We start from the raw sequence: 18,539 nt of genomic DNA, 5'->3' as shown, positions 1-18,539 counted from the left end.
AGATGGCGATGTCCATACAGGCGACGATGGAAGACAAGCTGAACAAGGCGTTTTCGCCGGAGCGCCTGGCGATCGTCAATGAAAGCCATCTCCATGCCGGTCATCACCACCACGGCTCCGACCATCACGCTGCCTATGACGGCACTGGCGAGACGCATTTTCGCGTCCGCATCGTCTCATCCGTCTTTGCCGGCATGAGCCGCATCGACCGCCACCGCGCCGTCAACGAATTGCTGGCAGCGGAGCTGCAAGCCGGCGTCCATGCGCTGGCAATCGAACCGGCTGCACCCGGCGAAAAGACCCGTTGGTAAGTCTCTCCGCCTCAGATCACCGCTTCAATGAGAAACGGTCCCGGACGCGACAGGGCACTGTCGAGCAGCGCGTCGAACCGCTCGCACGTGTCGGCGCGGGCCGCCTCGACGCCCATGCCTTTGGCCAGCGCAACCCAGTCCAGCGCCGGATGGTCGAGATCGAGCATGCGCCTGGCGTTCTCGCCGATCTCATTGACCCCGACATTCTTCATTTCGCCATGCAGGATGGCGTAGGTCCGGTTGGAAAAGATGATGGTCACGACGTCAAGCTTTTCCCTGGCCTGGGTCCACAGTCCCTGCACCGTGTACATGCCACTGCCGTCGGCTTCGAGATTGATCACCTTGCGGTCCGGGCAGGCGATCGCCGCGCCGGTAGCCATGGGAATGCCGCCGCCGATCGATCCGCCCGTACCCATCATGTAGTCGTGCGGCGCCGCAAAGGCGGATAGCGTGAAGAACCGTCTCGCCGAGGTGACCGCTTCGTCGCAGACGATGGCATTGGCCGGAAGTTTGCGCGCCACCGACAGCGCGATGGCATCGTCCGTCAGTCTGCCGCTCAGCGTCGGTTCGTCTGGAAAGGCGGTTGCGGCGGCGAATTGCTGCGTCGGCTTGATGCCGAGCTCGTCGGCCAGCGCCTCCAGCGCCGCTTTCAGATCCTGGCCATGCGCCGCCAGCGAAAGCACCTTGCAATCGTCCCGAACCAGCCGCCCGGGCTTGCCGGGATAAGCGAAGAAGGCAACCGGCTCCTTGGCGCCGACCAGCACCAGCAAATCGATATCCCGGAGCGTGGCCGTCGCCGCATCGACCGGATAGGGAATGCGGGTCGGGGCGAACCGCCCGCGGCCGCGCTGCATGCGGGCGATCAGAACCTCACTGAACAGCCTGACATCGCTTCCCGATGAGATTCTCCCTGCGATTTCAAGTCCATCGGCGCGCGCCGCCTGCCCACGCACCACCATGCCGACACGGCCCGGCGCGGCGCGGATTGCTTCGGCGATCGTGCGCACAACAGCCATGTCGACGGCGGGCGGCGGCTCCAGCTCCACCTTGCCAGGTGAAATCGCAGCAACTTCGCCCCAGGCGGCATCCGCAGGCAGGATCAGCGTCGTGACGCCAGGCGGCGTGAGTGAGGCGCGGAAAGCCGCCTCTGCGGCCGGCACAATATCGGCCGGCCCCTTGACGCGGCCAACCCAGTTCGACATCGGCGACGCCAGGCCTTCTATGTCGCTGGTCAGCGGGGCATCGAGCGGCAGATGGTAAGAAGCATGGTCGCCGACAATGTTGATCATCGGGCTGCGCGCACGCCTTGCGTTGTGCATGTTGGCCAAACCGTTGGCGAGACCCGGTCCGGTATGCAGCAACGTTGCTGCCGGGCGGTCGGTCATGCGCGCATAGCCGTCGGCGGCGCCGGTCACCACGCCCTCGAACAGGCCGAGCACGCAACGCATCTGAGGTTTGCGGTCCAGTGCGGCAACGAAATGCATTTCGGATGTGCCAGGATTGGCGAAGCAGACCGTGACGTCATTGGCCAGGAGCACGTCGCACAGCAGATCGGCGCCATTCATGATTTTCTTTCCCAATCGACAATTCAGGAACAATTGCACCTGTAGGCGCCGGGTCGGCAATGTCCCGCCGGGGCTTTTGGTCTGATCCAGGACGCCTCGCGGGGATCCGGCGATCAACCGACGGTCCATTCAGGAAGGCCAGCATCGCGGCGGTCAACGCGTCGCCGTCCTCGCCGAAGTCGTGATTGATCGACATATGCGTGTAGGCGTTGCCGTCGAACAGCGTCACTTCAGTGCCGATGGCGCGCAGGCGTTTGGCAAAGCCTTCGATTGGTCGTCGCGGCCTTCGGCGCGCGAATAGGCGATGAAGGTCGGCGGATGCTTGTGTCCATCGAGATAGCTGGCCGGCGACAACGCCGCCCATCAGCGCCGCAGCACCGGGCAACCCGCCATTCCAGCCACTCCGAATGTTTCCTCCCAAGCCTTCTACCCGGATTGCAGCCACTCTCCTTCATGTGAAGGGAACCAACAATGCTTTCCGACAGTTGAAGGTGATGAGGCGATTGGAATCCAGATCGGCTCCGAGGGCAGAACATCATGCGTGCAACCCAATCCGACGTCTTCGATCTTTTTTCGGAAATTTATGCCAATGCGGCGGACGAAGAGGTCAGCATCCAACAGTATCTTCTTGCCTGTCGGGAAGACAAATCGATGTACGCTTCGGCGCCCGAAAGGATGGTCGACGCAATCGGCGAACCAAAACTGGTTGACACCAGCAAAGACGAGCGCCTCGGCCGCATTTTCGCGAATCGGACCCTCAAGATCTACCCTCATTTTTCTGACTTCTATGGAATGGAGGATACGATCGAGCGCATAGCTGGATATTTCCGCTATGCCTCGCAGGGGCTCGAAGAACGCAAGCAGATCCTCTATCTCCTCGGCCCGGTCGGCGGCGGCAAATCCTCTCTGGCCGAGCGCCTGAAGAAACTGATGGAGCAGCGCCCGATCTACACGCTGAAGGTCGGCAACCAGATCAGCCCGGTTTTCGAGTCGCCGCTTGGGCTGTTCCATCCCGATCACATGGGTGATCTGCTAGAGGATAAATACGGCATAGCCCGGCGCCGGCTGAACGGATTGATTTCGCCATGGGCGGCCAAGCGCCTCGACGAATTGTCTGGCGACATTTCCAAATTCAGCGTCGTCAAGCTGATGCCTTCGCGGCTGCGCCAGATCGGCATTGCCAAGACCGAACCTGGCGATGAGAACAATCAGGATGTCTCGGCCCTGGTCGGCAAGGTCGACATCAGGCAATTGGAAAATTTTAGCCAGTCCGACCCCGATGCCTATTCCTATAGCGGTGGCCTGAACCGGACCACGCAAGGTCTGCTTGAATTCGTTGAGATGTTCAAGGCACCCATCAAGGTTCTGCATCCGCTGCTGACCGCGACACAGGAAGGCAGCTACAACGGCACTGAAAATTTCGGCGCCTTTCCCTACCAGGGGATCATCGTCGCCCATTCCAACGAGTCGGAATGGCAACAGTTCAAGAGCAACAAGAACAACGAGGCGTTTCTCGATCGCATCCTGGTGGTCAAGGTACCCTATTGCCTGCGGATCACCGAAGAGAGGCAGATCTATGAGAAATTGCTGCGTGAGAGCGAGTTGGCCGCCAGCCCCTGTGCCCCTGAAGTTTTGGACATCCTCAGCCGCTTTGCAGTTTCGACGCGCTTGGCCGAGCACGACAACTCGCCGCTCTACACCAAGATGCGCGCCTATGACGGCGAAAATCTGAAGGAAGTCGATCCCAGGGCAAAGTCGGTCCAAGAATATCGCGACGCCGCCGGCGTCGATGAAGGCATGACGGGCGTCAGCACGCGCTTTGCCTTTAAGATCCTTTCGCAGACATTCAACTTCGATAATGAGGAGGTGGCCGCCGATCCTGTGCATCTGATGTACATTCTGGAGGAGGCGATCAAGCGGGAGCAGTTCCCGAAGGAAACGGAAGCGGCCTATCTTGAATTCATCAAGTCGGAGCTTGCGGCGCGCTACGCCGAGTTCATCGGCCACGAAATCCAGAAGGCCTATCTGGAGTCCTATAGCGAATACGGCCAGAACCTCTTCGACCGCTACATCGCCTATGCGGATGCCTGGATTGAGGACCAGGACTACAAGGACCCCGACACCGGCCAGATCCTCAACCGGGAGATCCTGGACAACGAACTTTCGCAGGTCGAGAAACCGGCAGGCATCGCCAATCCCAAGGACTTCCGTAACGAGGTGGTGAAGTTCACTCTGCGCGCTCGCGCAAGAAACCACGGCCGCAACCCGTCATGGACCAGCTATGAAAAACTGCGCGAGGTCATCGAGAAGCGGATGTTCGGACAGGTCGAGGACCTCTTGCCGGTGATCAGCTTCGGCTCCAAGCAAGACAGCGTTACGGAAAAGCGCCACAACGAATTCGTGCAGCGCATGATCGAGCGTGGCTACACAGAACGGCAGGTACGCCGGCTGGTGGACTGGTACATGCGGGTGAACAAGGCGGGTTGACAGAGCCGGATGGTTCCATGCCGATCTTCATCGACCGTCGCCTGAACCCCAAGGACAAGAGCCTTGGCAATCGACAGCGCTTCCTCAGGCGTGCTCGCGAGGAGTTGAAGCGGAGCATTCGCGATCAAATCCGCACTGGCAGGATCGCCGACGTGGATACCGAGCACGCCGTGCCCATGCCTGAAAGGAAAACAGCCGAGCCGAGCTTCAACGATGACAGGGCCAGCGGACGGCGCCGACACATCCTTCCGGGCAACAGGCATTTTTCCCCTGGAGACCTGCTCCCGAAGCCGCATGGGGGCGGCGCGGCGTCGTCGCCAGGAAACACGGCGTCGGAAGACGATTTTCGTTTCGTGCTGTCACGCGAGGAGGTGCTCGAACTCTTTTTTGAGGATCTCGAACTGCCCGACCTAGTTAAGCTCAATCTCAAGGAAATCCTTGCCTTCAAGCCGCGCCGGGCCGGCTTCGCGGCAACCGGTTCCCCGACCAACATCAATGCCGGCCGCACCATGCGCAACAGCCTAGGCCGGCGCATTGCGCTGAGGCGCCCCACGCAGCAGGAACTGGAGGCGATCCTCCGGGAAATCGTCACGCTTGAGTCGGCCCCGGCCGGCGCGGCGGTGCGCCAGCGCATCGCGGAATTACGCGACGAGCTTGACCGGCTGGAGCGACGGCGCAGGCGAATTGCCTTTGTCGATCCGGTCGATATCCGATTCAACCGCTTCGACGCCCGGCCGGTGCCGAATGCCAATGCCGTCATGTTCTGCCTTATGGACGTGTCCGGATCGATGGGCCAACGCGAAAAGGACTTGGCCAAACGCTTCTTCGTGCTGCTGCACCTGTTCTTGAAACGGCGCTACGAACGCACGGAGATCGTCTTCATCCGCCATACCCATGAGGCGCACGAAGTGGATGAGGACACGTTCTTCTACAACACGCAGAGCGGCGGTACGATCGTCTCCACCGCGCTCGACGAAATGCACCGCATTATCGGCCAGCGCTATCCTGCCAGCGAGTGGAACATTTACGCCGCGCAGGCCTCTGACGGGGACAATTTCACCACCGATTCCGAGCGATGCATAGAGCTCATGAACGGCAAGCTCATGCGCCTGTGCCAGTATTTCGCCTATGTCGAGATCATCGACGAACGCGAGAGCCACATATTCGGTGCTACCGAAAACGGGACGTCGCTTTGGCGCGCCTACAGTACGATTGAGCTGAAATGGCCCAACTTCCAGATGAGCCGCATCGCTGCTCCCGCGGATATTTACCCGGTCTTCCACCGGCTCTTCGCCAGGCAGCCGGCGGCCATCAAGAGCGCTTGAGAGAGAGATGGTCAGGCGAGCCAACGAAACGAATTTGTTGTTTTCCGGTTCCGACTGGAATTTCGAGAAATTATCGCGGGCTTTTGAAGAGATCGAGGCGATCGCGGTCGACGAGTTGCATCTCGATACTTACCCGGTCCAGATGGAGATAATCTCCTCCCAGCAGATGCTCGACGCCTACTCATCTATCGGCATGCCACTGATGTATCGGCATTGGTCATTCGGCAAACATTTCCTTCACCAGGAGCTTCTTTACCGTAAGGGTGGTCGGGGTCTGGCCTATGAACTGGTCATCAACTCCAATCCCTGCATCGTCTACCTCATGGAGGAAAACACCATGGCGTTGCAGGCCCTTGTGACGGCCCACGCGGCGCTTGGCCACAATCATTTCTTCAAGAACAATCATCTGTTTCAGCAATGGACCGACGCCGGGGCAATCCTGGGTTATCTGGACTTCGCCAAGGGCTACATCGCCCGGTGCGAGGAGCGGCACGGCCTTGCAGCAGTGGAGGCCATTCTCGATTCCGCCCATGCGCTGATGGAACAAGGGGTGTTCCGCTACCACCGGCCGCCAAAGCTCTCGTCGGAGCGACAGCGCGAAGGGCTTCGCGAGCGCCTCGAATACGAAGAGCGCTCCTACAACGATCTGTGGCGCACGCTGCCGCCGTCGCAGAACAAAAACAAGTCCGGCAATGAGGATCAAGGGATGGCGGAGCGCAAGAGATCGCTCAACCTGCCCGAGGAAAACCTCCTGTATTTCCTCGAGAAGAACAGCCTGATCCTGGAACCCTGGCAGCGCGAGATCATCAGGATCGTCCGCGTCATCGCGCAATATTTCTACCCGCAGCGACAGACTCAAGTGATGAATGAAGGCTGCGCCACCTTCGTGCATTATACGCTCATGAACATGCTATTCGATCGTGGCCGGATCGGCGAAGGTGCCATGCTTGAAATCCTGCGCAACCATTCGAACGTGATCTTCCAGCCGGCGTTTGACGATCCCCGGTTTTCAGGCATCAATCCCTATGCCCTCGGCCTCGACATGATGCAGGACATACAGCGCATTTCGACCGAGCCGACGGCGGAGGACCGCGACTGGTTCCCGGACATTGCGGGACATGGCAACTGGCGCGAGGTCCTGCTTGAGGCCTGGGCCAACCACCGCGACGAATCCTTTATCCGCCAGTATCTCAGCCCGAGCTTGATCCGAAAATGGCGGTTCTTCGTGCTTGGCGACGGAGCCGACAAACCGCATTTCGAAGTCGCGTCGATCCACAACGAACGTGGCTATCACAAGATACGCGCCCAGCTTGCCCACAGTTACGACCTTGGAGCGACTCGGCCGGACATCCAGGTGATTGATGTCGACCTGCTCGGCGACCGGCAGTTGCGGCTGCAACACAGGGTAAAGGATGGTGTTGTGCTCGAAGGCGCCAGTCGTGACGCGACGCTGCGCCATGTCCGCAGCCTCTGGGGCTACGAGGTCAGCCTGGTTGCAGTTGACGCTCAAACCGGTGCGACCATCCACGAACGGTCTACGAGCCAGATCGCGGCATAAACTCCGCAAAGAGCGTTCTGTTGCGGGCCTGCTCGGTACCTTTAGGATTCGCCCGCCGGCCTGATCCTGATCCTGGCGATCCGGTTCTTGTCGCGTTTCATCACCACGAAGCGCTTGCCGTGGAAGGTGAAAGCCTGCTTTTCCTCGGGGATCGACTGCGTCTCGTGGATGACCAGCCCGGCAATGGTGGTCGCTTCCTCGTCAGGCAGGTTCCAGTCGAGCGCCCGGTTGAGATCGCGGATCGGCACGGTGCCGTCGACGACCACGGAACCGTCCGCCTCCTGCTTCACGCCCTGAATGTCGACATCGTGCTCGTCGGCGATCTCGCCAACGATCTCCTCGATAATGTCCTCCAGCGTCACCAGCCCTTCGACCTCGCCATATTCGTCGACGACGATAGCGAAGTGCGCCTTGGCGCGCAGGAAGGCGTTGAGCTGTTCCTGCAGCGTGGTGGTGTCGGGCACGAACCAAGGCTTCGACGCGATCTTCATCACGTCGATCCGGGAAAAGTCGTTGCCGACCTCGTTCAGCGCTCGCAGCAGGTCCTTGGCGTGCAGCACGCCGACAATGTTGTCGAGCGAGCCTTTCCACAACGGCATGCGGGTGTGCGGGCTCTGCAGGATCTCGCGCACCACCGCTTCCGGCCCATTGTCGGCATTGACCGAGCGCATATTGGTACGGTGGACCATGATGTCGGAGACTTCGAGCTCGGCGAGATCGAACAGCCCGCCGACACGGTCGCGGTCCTCACGCACCATCTGGCCGTCGCGGCGGAAATCGTCGACCGCGCCGCGCAACTCGTCCTGTGTCGAGCGCTGCGGCTCGATGCGCGACAACTCATAGCCGAACATGGCAAGCAGGCGCGTGCGCACGGCCAGGACCAGCAGGATGAGGATGGCAAGGACGGCGACGACGGTCCAGCCGGGCTCGTTGATCATCGCTGCCGGCTTTCCTGGCCCGGATGGTTCTCCCTGAGGAACGAAAGCACTTCCGACGCCGGTACATCCTTGGCAATAAAAGCCTGGCCAACACCGCGCGTCAGGATGAATGTCAGCGCGCCGCGCGACACTTTCTTGTCCTGGGTGATGAAGCCAAGCAGCGCCTCGGCATCGGGCAACTCACCAGGGATGTCGGCCATCCGCCAGGGTAGACCGACGGCGCGAAGATGCGCCTCGACCCGCGCCGCGTCGTCCGGGCTGGCCAGATTGAGCCTTGCGGAAAAGCGGTGCGCCAGCGCCATGCCGATGGCGACGCCTTCGCCATGGACGAGGCGGGCGCCGTCATACTGTGTGGCGCCTTCCAGCGCATGGCCGAACGTGTGGCCAAGATTGAGCAGTGCGCGGTCGCCGGTTTCGAACTCGTCGCGGGCGACGACATCGGCTTTGGCGCGGCACGCCTCGGCAATGGCCTCGGTCCGCTCCGGTCCGCCAGCGAACACCTTTTCCCAGTTCGCTTCCAGCCAGGCGAAAAACGCCGGTCGGTCGATCAGCCCGTATTTGGCAAGCTCGGCATAGCCGGCGCGAAATTCGCGGATCGGCAGCGTGTCGAGCACTTCGGTGTCGGCCAGCACCAGCTTCGGCTGATGGAAGACGCCGACCAGATTCTTGCCGCGCGGGCTGTTGATGCCGGTCTTCCCACCGACCGAGGAATCGACCTGCGCCAGCAGCGAGGTTGGAATCTGGACGAAATTCATGCCGCGGCGCACGATGCCGGCGGCAAAGCCGGTTAGGTCGCCGATGACGCCACCGCCGAGCGCAATGACGACATCGCCGCGCTCCAGCTTGGCGGCGAGCACGCCGTCGACCACCTCTTCGAGATGGGCAAAGCTCTTGGTCTTTTCGCCGGCCGGCAAAGTGATGACGGCAGGCTGGATGCCGCCTGTTTCCAGACCGGCCTTCAGCGCGTCGAGATGTGCCGCCGCGACATTGTCGTCGGTGACCACCGCCGCCCTCGTGCCGGGCAGGCGGCGCGAAATCTCGGCGCCGGCGCGCGCCAAAAGGCCAGGGCCGATCAGGATGTCATAGGCACGCTCGCCAAGGCCGACCTCGACAGTGACCGGTTCGCTCACAGCCGCACCTCGCCTGGCGCAGTCGGAGCCGGAATGCCGAAATGCCCGCACAGCGCGTCGACAACCTCCGTCGCAATGACCTCCTTGCGGTCGTCGCGTGTCGGCACGGTGATGTTGGACGTGGCATAGACCGGGTAGCGCTCGCCCATCAGTCGCTCGAGCACGGCGCGCGGATCGGCGCTTTTGAGCAACGGCCGGTTCTGCTTCTTGGACACGCGTTCCATCAATAGGTCGATCTCGGCCTTCAGCCACACCGACACGCCATGCCCGGCGATCGCTTCCCGCGTCTGCGCATTCATGAACGCGCCGCCGCCGGTCGACAGCACCTGCGGCCCACTCTCCAGCACGCGCAGGATGACGCGCTGCTCCAATGCCCGGAATTCGGTCTCGCCATAGCGTTCGAACAGTTCCGGCACCGTCATGCGCGACACGGTTTCGATCTCCTGGTCGCTGTCGACGAAGGGCAGCGACAGCATCGTCGCCACCTTGCGGCCGATCGCCGTCTTGCCGGCGCCCATCAGGCCGACAAAGACGATCGAGCGGCTGCCCAGCCTGTCGAGCAGCGCGGCATGGCTATCGCCGGGAGGATTTGCTGGTAACGCGTTCATGAGACCATGCTGTTTCTAAGCCGTCTTTGCCGGCGTATCGACATCAAAAGCCCGTTTGCGTCAAGCATAGCGCCTTTCGCACCCAGAGCCCTTCGTCCTTGAATTGAAGGAATTAGCGTCCCATAAGGGCACAGGGTTTGGAATCGCAGAGCAAGAAGACGGGCGAAGATTGATGCCGACGCTGTTCCGCTTTGTCGTGACGATGATGATTCTTGCCGGCATTGCCTATGGCACGATGGTGGCGTTGGCGATGTTCGTCGAGCCGAAAAAGGCGGAAATCACCGTGCGCATCCCACCGGAAAAGCTGAACCCCAAGAAAAACTGACCCAAACTGACTTCTGGAACATGAACAGCGCGGCTCGCATCGAAGCCTTTCTCGAGATGATGAGCGCCGAACGCGGTGCCGCTGAAAACACGCTGTCTTCCTACCGCCGGGATCTCGAAGACGCTTCGCAGCAGATTGCCGGCGGGCTTGCCGCCGCCGCCGCAGTCGACATCCGCGCCTATCTCGACGACATCGCAGCGCGCGGCTTTGCGTCGACGTCGCAGGCGCGCAAACTGTCGGCGATCCGCCAGTTCTTCAAGTTTCTCTACGCCGAGGGCTTGCGCGGCGACGACCCGACCGGCACGCTGGACAGTCCGAAAAAGGGCCGGCCGCTGCCCAAGACGATGAGCGAGGCCGATACCGGTCGGCTGCTCGACCGTGCGGCGCTTGAGACAGGCGATGGCGTCAATGGCGACCGGGTGGCGGCACTGCGCCTGCACGCTTTGGTCGAGGTGCTCTATGCCACCGGCCTGCGCGTCTCCGAACTTGTCGGCCTGCCGGTGACCGTCGCCCAGCGCGACGACCGCTTCTTCATGGTGCGCGGCAAGGGCGACAAGGAGCGCATGGTGCCGCTGTCGGCCAAGGCCCGCATGGCGATGCGGGCATGGCTCACGGCCCGGGCGTCGGTGCCGGCTTTCGCCGACAGCCCGTTTCTGTTCCCGGCCGCCGGCGACAGCGGCTTTCTCTCCCGGCAGGTCTTTGCCCGCGACCTCAAAGGCCTTGCCGCGCGGGCCGGCATATCGGCGGCCAAAATTTCGCCGCATGTGCTGCGCCATGCTTTTGCCAGCCATCTCCTGCAGAACGGCGCTGATCTCAGGGCGGTGCAGCAGCTGCTCGGCCACGCCGATATCTCGACCACGCAGATTTACACGCATGTGCTGGAAGAGCGGTTGGTGCGGCTGGTCAACGATCATCATCCGCTTGCCGACTAGGGCTCATATCGCTATGTGAGGGCAACGTGCCCGCGCGGAGCCTACATCTGCGCGATGTTTGCCTTCCGACGCATCGGTCCGCTCAAGAATGTACAATTACCTCGATTTCGAAAAGCCGGTGCAGGACCTTGAACTCAAGATCCTCGAGCTGAAGAAGCTTGCCGAGAATGGCGAGGCGGTCGACGTCGGCGACGAAATCAGCCGGCTCGAGAAGCGCGTGCGCGACGCGCTGCGCGACATCTACAAGGCGCTGACGCCGTGGCAGAAGGTGCAGGTCGCGCGCCACACCGACAGGCCGCATTGCCTCGACTACATCAAGGGCCTGTTCAGCGATTTCACGCCGCTCGCCGGCGACCGCAATTTCGGCGAGGACCAGGCGATCATCGGCGGGTTCGCTCGCTTCCGCGGCGAACCGGTGGCCGTCCTCGGCCAGGAAAAGGGCTCCGACACGGCGAGCCGGCTCAAGCACAATTTCGGCTCAGTGCGTCCTGAAGGCTACCGCAAGGCCGTGCGGCTGATGGAACTTGCCGACCGTTTCCAGATTCCACTTCTGACGCTGGTCGACACCGCCGGCGCTTATCCCGGCGTTGGCGCCGAGGAACGCGGTCAGGCTGAAGCCATCGCCCGCTCAACCTCGGCCTGCCTCGGCCTCAAAGTGCCATCGATTTCGGTCGTCATCGGCGAAGGCGGTTCGGGCGGCGCCATTGCGATCGCCACCGCCAACCGCGTCTACATGCTGGAACACGCCATCTATTCGGTGATCTCGCCGGAAGGCGCTGCCTCGATCCTGTGGCGCGACACGACGCGCTCGAAAGATGCGGCGACCAACATGAAGATCACCGCCCAGGACCTTCTGGAAATGAAGATCATCGACGCCATCATTGCCGAGCCGCTCGGCGGCGCCCAGCGCGCGCCCGAAACGGTGATCGCCGCCACCGGCGACCTCATCGCCAAGACGATGAAGGATTTTGCCGGCGCCAACACCGATTTTCGCGAACAGCGCCGCGAAAAATATCTGGCGATGGGCCGCAGCCTCTGATTTTGGCCGGCAGCGCACCGCAATGTGGCGTCAAGGAGCAATTTCGCCACAAAAATGCCGCCGCATTCGGCTCAATAAAAAATCCGTGACACCGGGCGAATTGCCGTGGGGGGCGCCGTCCGACGCTTGCGGTAAGGAATTTTCAAGGTTAACGGGCTTAGGGTCCGTCAGTGTTCAGCATGCAGGCCCGGGCGCTATCCGGCCGTGACGCGAGAAAAAGACATAGCCGTATCCATGTTTACCAAGCTTGCCCGCACTGGACTTCTGATCGCCGCGCTTGGCGTTGCCGGCTGCAACGATTCCTCGATTAAGAATTTTGCGCCGGAAGCCAGCAAGCCGCTGCCGGACAAGATCCTGGCCGACATGAAGGCCAAGGGCATGATCCGCACCTCGTCGGTGATGGCTCGCATCTTCAAGGAAGAAGGCAAGCTCGAAATCTGGAAGGCCAAGACCACCGGCCGCTACGAGATGGTCGCCAGCTACGATATCTGCAAATGGTCGGGCAAGCTCGGCCCAAAATACACCGAGGGCGACCGCCAGGCGCCGGAAGGTTTCTATACGGTCCGCCCGTCGCAGATGAATCCGCGCTCGAACTATCATCTGTCCTTCAACATCGGCTATCCCAACGCCTATGACCGTGCCAATGGCCGCACCGGCGCCAATCTGATGGTGCATGGCGCCTGCTCGTCGTCGGGCTGTTATTCGATGACCGACCCGCAGATCGAGCAGATCTACGCTTTTGGTCGGGATGCCTTCCAGGGCGGCCAGACCGAGTTCCAGATCCAGGCCTTCCCATTCCGCATGACCGCCGCCAACATGGCGCGTTACCGCAACGACCCGAACTATGAGTTCTGGAAGATGCTGAAGGTCGGTTACGACAATTTCGAGATCACCAAGGTGCCGCCGAAGGTCGATGTCTGCGACAAGCGCTATATCTTCAACCAGGTGGCGCCCGAGGGCACGACATTCGATCCGACTGGCGCCTGCCCCGCCACCACGCAGCCGGATTCGCTGAAGAGCGCACTCAACGCCTATCAAAGCAGCTATGACGCGGCCTTCACCGGCGCGGTCAAGGCCAGTGTTCCGGCGCCCAAGCCGACCATTGCCGGCATCAAGGAAGCCAGCATCGTTTCCGACTGGTCGAAGCGCCGCGCCCGGGGCGAGCGCGTGCCGATCGAACCGCCGTCGCTGAATTCCGACGGCACGCTGACCGAGACGGCGCGCATGGGCCGCATCGATTCGCCCGCCGGCCGCAAGATGGCGGCGCTGGACGCAGAGAAGGAAGCCAAGCGCAAGGCCGAGGAACAGCGGGTTGCTGCCATCGAGGCTGCGAAAGCCGCCAAGGTCCAGGCACTGGCTGAAAAGCAAGCGGCAAAGGCCCAAGCGCTGGCCGAAAAGGAAGCAGCCAAGCAGGCCGCCCAGCAGCCGGTCGCCACTGCGAGCGTCGAGGCGGCGCCTGCAGAACCGCCGGCGGACGAAAGCCGGATGTCGAAGATCAAGAACAAGCTGCTAGGCATGTTCGGCGGCTGAGGTTTTCGCCTTGCCGATGCATGCCGCCCAAAAGTGCGCCGCGGTTTTGGGACAAAGACATGCATGAAGACAAACAAACAAATCACACCGCGATCTATGACCTCAAGGGCCTGAACTGCCCTCTGCCCGTTCTCAAGGCGAAAAAACGCTTGGCGGCAATGCAGCCGGGCAGCCGGCTTTGGCTGGAGACCACCGACCCGCTGGCGGTCATCGACATCCCCGCCTTTTGCGCCGACGCTGGCCACCAGCTTGTTGAAACGTCAGCCGTCAGCGGCGGCCACCGCTTCCTGGTCGAACGCGGCGCATAGCGAGCCTGAGAATCAGCCCCCGGCTATCGCCAGCGGATTGCTCTCCAGCGCCGCGCGATCCGGCGTGTCGATCGACGGCCGGTTGGTGAAGGCGGAAAACAGCCGGCGCACATAATCTTCCGGCATGTCGAGCGTGATCAGCACCAGCCTGGTGCCGCGTTGGCCGTCCGGCCAAGCCAGCAGCCGCGCCGGCGGATGCAGGATCTTCTGCACCCCGTGGACGACAAGCGGCCGCGACGGGTCCTCCGCAAGCTCGATGACGCCCTTCATGCGCAAAAGCTTGTCGCCATGCGCCGAACGCAGCAGGTCGAGGAACATCTCAATCGCCGAGAACGGCACCGGGCCGTCATGGACCAGCGAGTAGGAGCGCACGCGGAAATCGTGGCGGTGGTGGTGCTCATGCTCGCCGTGGTCATGATCATGATGATGGTGGTGCTCATGGGCGGCTTCTTCGCCGAGCCAGCGCCGGACATCGGCGGATTTGGTCGCCGGATTGTAAAGGCCGCAATCGAACAGCGCCGCGACGCCGGTTCGGCCGTCGCCGTCGTCCAGCACCACGGCGCCTGGATTGAGCTGATGGAGTCGCGTTCGCAAAGCATCGACGTCGCCGGGATCGCTGGCCAGATCGACCTTGGTCAGCACGATGCGATCGGCGACCGCCACCTGCTTGACCGCCTCGACATGGCCGTCGAGCGTCGCATTGCCGTTGATCGCGTCGACCAGCGTGATGACGCCATCAAGTCGGAAGGCCTGCACAAGGGCGGGATGCGCCATGATCGACTGCAGCACCGGCGCCGGATCGGCGAGCCCGGTGGTTTCGACAACGACGCGGGCAATGCGGGCGATACGGCCGGTCTGCAGCCGGTCGACGAGGTCAGCCAGCGTATCGACCAGATCGCCGCGCACCGTGCAGCACAGACAGCCGTCGGACAGCTGGATGATGCCGTCCGAGGCCTGCTCGACCAGCAGATGGTCGATCGCAACCTCGCCGAACTCGTTGATGATGACGGCCGTGTCGACCAGTGCCGGATCTTTGAGCAACCGGTTGAGCAATGTCGTCTTGCCGGCGCCGAGGAAGCCGGTGACCACCGTGACGGGTATCGGAAAGCCAGCCATCGCCTAGTTCGCGGCTTTGACCAGCTGGTCGCCCTGCACCGCGGTTGCCTGTCCCACCACGGCCGGTTCGGCGCCCTTTGGCGCCGGAATGTCTGGCCGCCAGCTCGGCAGCGGCACATCGGCGTATTCCTGGCCGCCCTGGTCGAGCATCGCCTTCGGTGCCGGCCCGGTGGCGCCGCCGAGGCCGACGGCAACCAGCGTCGGCACGTGGTCGAGCTTTTCCTGATAGGGCGATTTCGGCACGTCGGCGCCCTTCGCGGCCACCGGCGGAGCCGCCTCGGACTGCTCGTGCGGCGCCTTCTTCCTGCAGATCTCATCATGCATGTCGTTGGGTGACATGGTATCGCCATAGGAAGGCATGGCCGCGACCGTGAGCCAGTTCGGGTCGGGCATGGCAAAGCCCTGGTCAAGCAGCCTGGCGGCGGTCTCGGCACGGCTGATCGCCGATTTTTCGCCGAGCACGACCGCGACCAGCGTGCGGCCATTGCGTGTCGCCGAGCCGATCATGTTGAAGCCCGAGGGACAGACGAACCCGGTTTTCATGCCGTCGGCGCCGGGATAGCGCCCGATCAAGAGATTGTAGTTGGAGATCGCCTTCTTGCCGACGGCAAGGCCTTCGATCGAGAACCAGGGGGCGTATTGCGGGAATTCCTTGCGGATCGCCATCACCAGCAGGGCAAGATCGCGCGCCGTCGTGTACTGCTCCGGCGAAAACAGGCCGTTCGGATTGACGAAATGCGTTCCGGTCATGCCAAGCCGCGCCGCCTCCGCATTCATGCGAACGGCGAATCCGGCCTGCGAGCCGCCTATGTTTTCGCCGATGGCCATGGCGATATCGTTGGCCGATTTGACCAGCATCATCTTCAACGCATTGTCGAGCCGCATCACCGAGCCCGGCTTGAAGCCCATCTTGCTCGGCGGTTCGCCCGCCGAATGCTTGGTCACCTTGATCGGTGAATCGAGCTGGACCTCGCCGGCGGCAATCGCCCGGAAGGTGACATAGGCGGTCATCAGCTTGCTCAGCGAAGCGGGATACCAGCGCTTGAAGGCGTCCTGGTGCTGCAGAACCTTGCCGCTGTTGAGGTCGAACAGGATCACCGGATTGGCCAAAGCTGGCCCAGCCAGCATAGGTAGCGCCAAGCCGCCCGTTAGCAGTAATTTGAGGATATGGCTGTGCCGCATCATGGAATCCGAAATCGCCTCTTGCCGTAGTCGCCCCTGGCTCCGTAAGATTTCGTTACGCGATGGCCAGCATGACCTGATCCGGCCCTCAATTTCCGGATCACATTGTCTGGGGTGCTATTTACCCTATGTGACGCCAAGATGGCAAAGTGCCAAGATGGCAACAAGCATGGCAATCACAATTGCAATCAAGCAGGCCAGATCGTCTGCTCCAACAGCGAGATGGAACCATTATGCCGATTCTCAACCGCGCCGCCGAGATGCAGGATGAAGTTGCCGGCTGGCGACGCCATCTGCACCAAACGCCAGAACTGAATTTCGATGTCTTCAAGACCGCCGCCTTCGTCACCGAGAAGCTGAAGGAATTCGGCTGCGACGACGTGGTGACGGGCCTCGGCAAGACCGGCGTCGTCGGCATCATCCATGGCCGCAAGGGGCAAGGCGCGACCATCGGCTTGCGCGCCGACATGGACGCGCTGCCGATCAACGAGATCACCGGGAAGCCCTATGCCTCGACCGTGCCTGGCAAAATGCACGCCTGCGGCCATGACGGCCATACGGCGATGCTTTTGGGCGCCGCCAAATATCTGACCGAAACGCGCAATTTCGCCGGTTCGGTCGCGGTTATCTTCCAGCCGGCCGAAGAGGGCGGCGGCGGCGGCAACGAGATGGTCAAGGACGGCATGATGGAGCGTTTCGACATTTCGCGCGTCTTTGGCATGCACAACATGCCGGGCCTGCCGGTCGGCCAGTTCGCCATCCGGCCGGGTCCGATCATGGCGGCGACCGCCGAGTTCACCATCACCGTGAAGGGCCGCGGCGGCCATGCGGCGATGCCGCACGGCACGATCGACCCGATCGTCATCACCAGCCAGCTGGTCGGCGCCCTGCAGACGGTCGCTTCGCGCAGCACCGATCCGGTCGAGGCGGTGGTGGTTTCGGTGACGAAATTCCACGCCGGCGACGCCTATAACGTCATTCCCGAGGCCGCCGAGATCGCCGGCACGGTGCGCACGCTGAAGAAAGAGATCGCCAAGAAATCGGAAGAGCGCATCCGCACAATCTGCGAAGGAATAGCCACCGCCTTCGGCGCGACGATCACTGTCGACTATGACGCCAACTATCCCGTGACCTTCAACAATCCGGAAGAAACGGTCTTTGCCGGCGATGTCGCGGCAAATGTCGCCGGCGACACGCAGGTCCACCGCGCCATCCAGCCGGTGATGGGCGGCGAAGACTTCTCCTACATGCTGGAAGCCCGCCCTGGCGCCTTCATCTTCATCGGCAATGGCGAGACCGCCGGCCTCCACCATCCGGCCTACGACTTCAACGACGAAGTCATCCCGCACGGCATGAGCTACTGGGTAAAACTGGCCGAAACGGCGCTCGCAGCCTGACATATGCCGCCGAAAGGCCGGCCGAATTGCCTTCGGCCGGCCTCTTCATTGCCTTCGGCGAGCCCTCTTGGCGAAACGATCGGAAGCGGCTATGTGTCGGGCCGCGTGGTCCCGTAGCTCAGTAGGATAGAGCGGCAGATTCCTAATCTGTAGGTCACAGGTTCGATTCCTGTCGGGATCACCAGCAAGATCAAAGGCTTGGTGACTGAGATAGCCTGTCGGCATGTTGCAGCACAGATGGACTGGTTTTCGGTGATTTTCACGGACGCGACCAAGCAAGCAGCCCGACTTTAGTTCCATAGAAAAAGTCCATCCCTGAGGTCTCAGGAGCGAGCTTTAAGCATCTACAGCCGCGAAGAGAATCGACCTCTTGCAAGTACAATTCCAGATCGAGCGATGGTTCCCAGTCGATCCGTTACGGTCTGAGTTCGGCGCCGCCAACTCAACGAAGCCGGCCGTATCCTAGCTGGCAACCAGGGGCACCGTGACGGTCGTGGCGTAATTTATCGGATACTGGTCGAAATACGGGAAAGCGATGACGAAGGCATAGCTGGCGGTCAGATGCGCCATCTTGAAACCGCCGCTGGCAGGGTCGGTCGCGATCGTCACAATGACGTTCTTCAGACCCAGGTTCACCAATTTCTGCGTGGCGATGGCCTGGAGGTCGCTCTGCGAAAGCGTGTTGTTCAGCTGCAGCGCCCGGGAAGAGGTTTCCAGTGTATAGCGGACGGTCGACACGGCATTCATGGCCCAGCCGAAGGCGAAGATTCCGAACAAAAGCATCACCA

At 61.8% G+C, this 18,539-nt stretch carries 18 protein-coding genes and 1 tRNA gene; 11 read left to right on the top strand and 8 right to left on the bottom strand.

Going from position 1 to position 18,539, the window contains the following annotated elements:
* The first annotated feature begins 8 nt into the window (after nt 1-8).
* Nucleotides 9-311, top strand: coding sequence for a BolA family protein (locus NKI35_RS00095; RefSeq protein ID WP_023711704.1), 303 nt, complete (start codon nt 9-11; stop codon nt 309-311).
* 11 nt (nt 312-322) lie between these two features.
* Here the strand turns inward: NKI35_RS00095 and NKI35_RS00090 are convergent, their stop codons facing one another.
* Both NKI35_RS00090 and NKI35_RS00085 read right to left on the bottom strand, forming a co-directional pair.
* Nucleotides 323-1,876, bottom strand: coding sequence for an acetolactate synthase large subunit (locus NKI35_RS00090; RefSeq protein ID WP_023711703.1), 1,554 nt, complete (start codon nt 1,874-1,876; stop codon nt 323-325).
* Nucleotides 1,833-2,261: a hypothetical protein gene (locus NKI35_RS00085; protein WP_245259876.1), complete on the bottom strand. Its 429-nt coding sequence runs from the start codon at nt 2,259-2,261 to the stop codon at nt 1,833-1,835. The genes NKI35_RS00090 and NKI35_RS00085 overlap by 44 nt, the downstream gene beginning before the upstream one ends.
* A gap of 152 nt (nt 2,262-2,413) precedes the next feature.
* Here NKI35_RS00085 and NKI35_RS00080 point away from each other — a divergent pair, with 152 nt between their 5' ends.
* From NKI35_RS00080 to NKI35_RS00070, 3 genes are read left to right on the top strand one after another with little or no spacing between them, the layout of a single operon-like run.
* On the top strand, nt 2,414-4,363 hold the full coding sequence (locus NKI35_RS00080; RefSeq protein ID WP_023686732.1) for a PrkA family serine protein kinase: 1,950 nt from the start codon (nt 2,414-2,416) through the stop codon (nt 4,361-4,363).
* Nucleotides 4,364-4,380: 17 nt separating this feature from the next.
* Nucleotides 4,381-5,688: a YeaH/YhbH family protein gene (locus NKI35_RS00075; protein WP_023686733.1), complete on the top strand. Its 1,308-nt coding sequence runs from the start codon at nt 4,381-4,383 to the stop codon at nt 5,686-5,688.
* 7 nt (nt 5,689-5,695) lie between these two features.
* Nucleotides 5,696-7,246, top strand: a complete 1,551-nt coding sequence (locus NKI35_RS00070; RefSeq protein ID WP_352737957.1) for a SpoVR family protein — start codon at nt 5,696-5,698, stop codon at nt 7,244-7,246.
* A 41-nt stretch (nt 7,247-7,287) separates the two neighbouring features.
* On the opposite strand, the gene NKI35_RS00065 is transcribed toward NKI35_RS00070, so the two are convergent.
* The 3 genes from NKI35_RS00065 to NKI35_RS00055 are packed head-to-tail and all read right to left on the bottom strand — an operon-like array spanning nt 7,288 to nt 9,922.
* Complete coding sequence (locus tag NKI35_RS00065; protein ID WP_023670669.1) at nt 7,288-8,184, bottom strand: HlyC/CorC family transporter; 897 nt, start codon at nt 8,182-8,184, stop codon at nt 7,288-7,290.
* Nucleotides 8,181-9,314 carry a 3-dehydroquinate synthase gene (gene aroB / locus NKI35_RS00060; protein WP_023822506.1) on the bottom strand — a complete coding sequence of 378 codons (1,134 nt, stop codon included), beginning with the start codon at nt 9,312-9,314 and terminating at the stop codon, nt 8,181-8,183. The genes NKI35_RS00065 and aroB overlap by 4 nt, the downstream gene beginning before the upstream one ends.
* Complete coding sequence (locus NKI35_RS00055) at nt 9,311-9,922, bottom strand: shikimate kinase (RefSeq protein WP_023670667.1); 612 nt, start codon at nt 9,920-9,922, stop codon at nt 9,311-9,313. The genes aroB and NKI35_RS00055 overlap by 4 nt, the downstream gene beginning before the upstream one ends.
* A 172-nt stretch (nt 9,923-10,094) precedes the next feature.
* On the opposite strand from NKI35_RS00055, the gene NKI35_RS00050 reads away from it, so the two are divergent.
* The 5 genes from NKI35_RS00050 (at nt 10,095) to NKI35_RS00030 (ending at nt 14,056) form a co-directional block, all read left to right on the top strand.
* Complete coding sequence (locus NKI35_RS00050; RefSeq protein ID WP_023670666.1) at nt 10,095-10,247, top strand: hypothetical protein; 153 nt, start codon at nt 10,095-10,097, stop codon at nt 10,245-10,247.
* A gap of 20 nt (nt 10,248-10,267) precedes the next feature.
* Nucleotides 10,268-11,179, top strand: a complete 912-nt coding sequence (locus NKI35_RS00045; RefSeq protein ID WP_352608846.1) for a site-specific tyrosine recombinase XerD — start codon at nt 10,268-10,270, stop codon at nt 11,177-11,179.
* An 88-nt stretch (nt 11,180-11,267) separates the two neighbouring features.
* A complete protein-coding gene (locus NKI35_RS00040) occupies nt 11,268-12,218 on the top strand; it encodes an acetyl-CoA carboxylase carboxyltransferase subunit alpha (RefSeq protein ID WP_352737954.1) in 951 nt (316 codons plus the stop codon).
* Between the two features lie 234 nt (nt 12,219-12,452).
* On the top strand, nt 12,453-13,748 hold the full coding sequence (locus NKI35_RS00035) for a L,D-transpeptidase family protein (RefSeq protein ID WP_352737952.1): 1,296 nt from the start codon (nt 12,453-12,455) through the stop codon (nt 13,746-13,748).
* Between the two features lie 59 nt (nt 13,749-13,807).
* On the top strand, nt 13,808-14,056 hold the full coding sequence (locus tag NKI35_RS00030) for a sulfurtransferase TusA family protein (protein WP_027050749.1): 249 nt from the start codon (nt 13,808-13,810) through the stop codon (nt 14,054-14,056).
* Nucleotides 14,057-14,068: 12 nt separating this feature from the next.
* Here the strand turns inward: NKI35_RS00030 and NKI35_RS00025 are convergent, their stop codons facing one another.
* Both NKI35_RS00025 and NKI35_RS00020 read right to left on the bottom strand, forming a co-directional pair.
* Nucleotides 14,069-15,172 (bottom strand): CobW family GTP-binding protein, encoded by a 1,104-nt coding sequence (locus tag NKI35_RS00025; RefSeq protein ID WP_352737950.1) that lies wholly within the window; start codon nt 15,170-15,172, stop codon nt 14,069-14,071.
* A 3-nt stretch (nt 15,173-15,175) separates the two neighbouring features.
* Complete coding sequence (locus tag NKI35_RS00020; protein WP_023699101.1) at nt 15,176-16,354, bottom strand: D-alanyl-D-alanine carboxypeptidase family protein; 1,179 nt, start codon at nt 16,352-16,354, stop codon at nt 15,176-15,178.
* 233 nt (nt 16,355-16,587) lie between these two features.
* Between NKI35_RS00020 and NKI35_RS00015 the strand changes: the two genes are divergently transcribed.
* Both NKI35_RS00015 and NKI35_RS00010 read left to right on the top strand, forming a co-directional pair.
* Nucleotides 16,588-17,751 (top strand): M20 aminoacylase family protein, encoded by a 1,164-nt coding sequence (locus tag NKI35_RS00015; RefSeq protein ID WP_352737948.1) that lies wholly within the window; start codon nt 16,588-16,590, stop codon nt 17,749-17,751.
* Between the two features lie 107 nt (nt 17,752-17,858).
* A tRNA-Arg gene (locus tag NKI35_RS00010) sits at nt 17,859-17,935 on the top strand.
* Between the two features lie 278 nt (nt 17,936-18,213).
* Here the strand turns inward: NKI35_RS00010 and NKI35_RS00005 are convergent.
* On the bottom strand, nt 18,214-18,539 hold a 326-nt coding region (locus NKI35_RS00005; protein ID WP_352737945.1), incomplete at its 5' end, for a pilus assembly protein.

The sequence above is a fragment of the Mesorhizobium sp. M0676 genome (genome assembly GCF_040320535.1).
In the GTDB taxonomy this organism is placed as follows: domain Bacteria; phylum Pseudomonadota; class Alphaproteobacteria; order Rhizobiales; family Rhizobiaceae; genus Mesorhizobium.
This window is presented reverse-complemented; position numbering and strand designations above follow the sequence as displayed.

What these genes read in the sequence shown, in the direction of transcription:
- NKI35_RS00020 (WP_023699101.1), bottom strand. Translation starts at nt 16,354, where the DNA reads ATGCGGCACAGCCATATCCTCAAATTACTGCTAACGGGCGGCTTGGCG.
- NKI35_RS00080 (WP_023686732.1), top strand. Translation starts at nt 2,414, where the DNA reads ATGCGTGCAACCCAATCCGACGTCTTCGATCTTTTTTCGGAAATTTAT.
- NKI35_RS00015 (WP_352737948.1), top strand. Translation starts at nt 16,588, where the DNA reads ATGCCGATTCTCAACCGCGCCGCCGAGATGCAGGATGAAGTTGCCGGC.
- NKI35_RS00070 (WP_352737957.1), top strand. Translation starts at nt 5,696, where the DNA reads ATGGTCAGGCGAGCCAACGAAACGAATTTGTTGTTTTCCGGTTCCGAC.
- NKI35_RS00045 (WP_352608846.1), top strand. Translation starts at nt 10,268, where the DNA reads ATGAACAGCGCGGCTCGCATCGAAGCCTTTCTCGAGATGATGAGCGCC.
- NKI35_RS00035 (WP_352737952.1), top strand. Translation starts at nt 12,453, where the DNA reads ATGTTTACCAAGCTTGCCCGCACTGGACTTCTGATCGCCGCGCTTGGC.
- NKI35_RS00050 (WP_023670666.1), top strand. Translation starts at nt 10,095, where the DNA reads ATGCCGACGCTGTTCCGCTTTGTCGTGACGATGATGATTCTTGCCGGC.
- NKI35_RS00075 (WP_023686733.1), top strand. Translation starts at nt 4,381, where the DNA reads ATGCCGATCTTCATCGACCGTCGCCTGAACCCCAAGGACAAGAGCCTT.
- NKI35_RS00025 (WP_352737950.1), bottom strand. Translation starts at nt 15,172, where the DNA reads ATGGCTGGCTTTCCGATACCCGTCACGGTGGTCACCGGCTTCCTCGGC.
- NKI35_RS00095 (WP_023711704.1), top strand. Translation starts at nt 9, where the DNA reads ATGTCCATACAGGCGACGATGGAAGACAAGCTGAACAAGGCGTTTTCG.
- NKI35_RS00030 (WP_027050749.1), top strand. Translation starts at nt 13,808, where the DNA reads ATGCATGAAGACAAACAAACAAATCACACCGCGATCTATGACCTCAAG.
- NKI35_RS00090 (WP_023711703.1), bottom strand. Translation starts at nt 1,876, where the DNA reads ATGAATGGCGCCGATCTGCTGTGCGACGTGCTCCTGGCCAATGACGTC.
- NKI35_RS00055 (WP_023670667.1), bottom strand. Translation starts at nt 9,922, where the DNA reads ATGAACGCGTTACCAGCAAATCCTCCCGGCGATAGCCATGCCGCGCTG.
- NKI35_RS00065 (WP_023670669.1), bottom strand. Translation starts at nt 8,184, where the DNA reads ATGATCAACGAGCCCGGCTGGACCGTCGTCGCCGTCCTTGCCATCCTC.
- NKI35_RS00040 (WP_352737954.1), top strand. Translation starts at nt 11,268, where the DNA reads ATGTACAATTACCTCGATTTCGAAAAGCCGGTGCAGGACCTTGAACTC.